The sequence below is a fragment of the Mitsuaria sp. TWR114 genome (assembly GCF_007997345.1).
Genome location: NZ_VOSR01000282.1, coordinates 1 through 1,618, shown reverse-complemented (window position 1 = coordinate 1,618; position 1,618 = coordinate 1). Strand labels below are relative to the sequence as shown.

Sequence of the window (1,618 nt, the reverse complement as noted above, 5' to 3'; positions counted from 1 at the left end):
TGGCCCTCCGGCCGGCAGTCCTCGGCGCCCGGGGCGCCGCCGGCGGGACGGGCCGGCTTGGCGCAGCCCGCGCCGGCATCCACGCCAGCCAGGAAGAAGACCGCGCGCATCGCGGCTTCGTCGAAGAGCCGCGGACGTCGACGCAAATGCAGCGCATGCTGCGCCTCGTCCCAGCGGGCCTGGATGAAGAGGTTGGAGAAGGCCGGGTGCGCCTCGTCGCCGCGCTGCGGCGCCAGCGTGGCCTCGAAGCAGGACACCAGGTCCAGCGCCAGCGGCTGATCGCCGCGGTTGGTCAGCTCGACCTGACGCAATTCGCAATCGTCCTCCGGGCTGACCCACACCGTGGTGCAGCTGTGCAGGTCCGGCCAGGTCGCCTCGAACAGCGCGCGCTCGGCCTGCATGCGCGCCGCGTAGCGCGCGCGGGGATCGGGCGCCGGGCGCGCGGTGTTGCTGAACCAGTCGGCCTCGCCGGCGCGGCGCAGCATGGTGAAGCTGCCGTGCTGATCGCGCAGCAGGTCGTCGCGCCAGCGGGTGATGGCCACGCCGTCCCAGTTGCTGTAGCCACCGCCGTGGCTGCGCAGCACCACCGAGTAGCGGCCGTTGGTCAGCATGTGCGTCAGCGGCAGGGTCTCGGCCAGCGGCTCGCTCTCGCGCACCATGCGCGCCTTGCGGACCGCGCGCTTGCGCGGCAGCAGGTCGGCCGGCGGCGCCTGCAGCGGCGCGACCTCGCGCGGCGCGCGCTCATGCAGCAGCGTCGCCACCGCCTTGACGTGCGGGTCGCTCATCAGCCAGCGCCGCGGCGCGTCGTCGGCCAGCAGGGCGGTCAGCGCGACGAAGCCCATCGCCTGGTGATGCGCCATGTAGGTCCGCACCAGCGTGAAGCCGGCACCGGCGGTCTGGCGCTGCGGTGTGTAGTCCACCGCCTCGATGAAGCCGAAGGCGCCGCGCGCGCCCAGGCGCTCGAAGGCCTGCAGGTTGGACACCACGCGCACCGGCGCCACCACCGCCGCCATCACCGCCGCATAGGGCGCGAGCACCCGTTCGTCGACGGCCAGCCGCGCCAGCGCCAGGGTCTGCACGCCCTGCGGGCCGTACTGGTAGGCCAGCGTGTGGTCCTGGCCGGCGATCGCCGATTCCGAGATGCCCCACGGCGTGCCCTTGCCGCGGGCCTCCAGGCGCTGCTCCTTCACCGCCGTGCGCACGGCCCGGCCCAGCGCGCTGGCCGCGGGCTCGCGCAGCACGAGCGACGGCATCAGGTACTCGAACATCGAGCCCGACCACGACTTCAGCCCGAGCGAGTCGCCGGCGCCATCGCGCGCGAAGAAGGGCCGCCCGAGCGCCTGCCAGTGTTCCGGCGGCAGGTCGCCCTTGGCGATCGCGACCAGACTGGTGAGGCGGGCCTCGCTGGCGAGCAGGTCGTAATGGTTGTCGTCGAGCTGCTGGGCGTCGCCGCGCCAGCCGATGCGCAGCAGGCGACGCTCGGGATCGAAGAGCGGGCGGTAGTCCGCTTCCAGCCCGAGGCGGCGCGCCCGGCCCGCGAGCGCGCGCAGCGCCAGGCGGGCTTCGGCCAGCGGCGCGCCCTGGTCCTGCCACCAGGACCTCAACTGGGCGATCAGGT

General features: G+C 74.1%; 1 protein-coding gene. It reads right to left on the bottom strand.

Annotation, left to right across the window (positions count from 1 at the left end; genetic code table 11):
* Positions 1 to 1,618: glucoamylase family protein (locus tag FUT87_RS11950; protein WP_310735182.1), on the bottom strand; the 1,618-nt coding region annotated here is incomplete at both ends.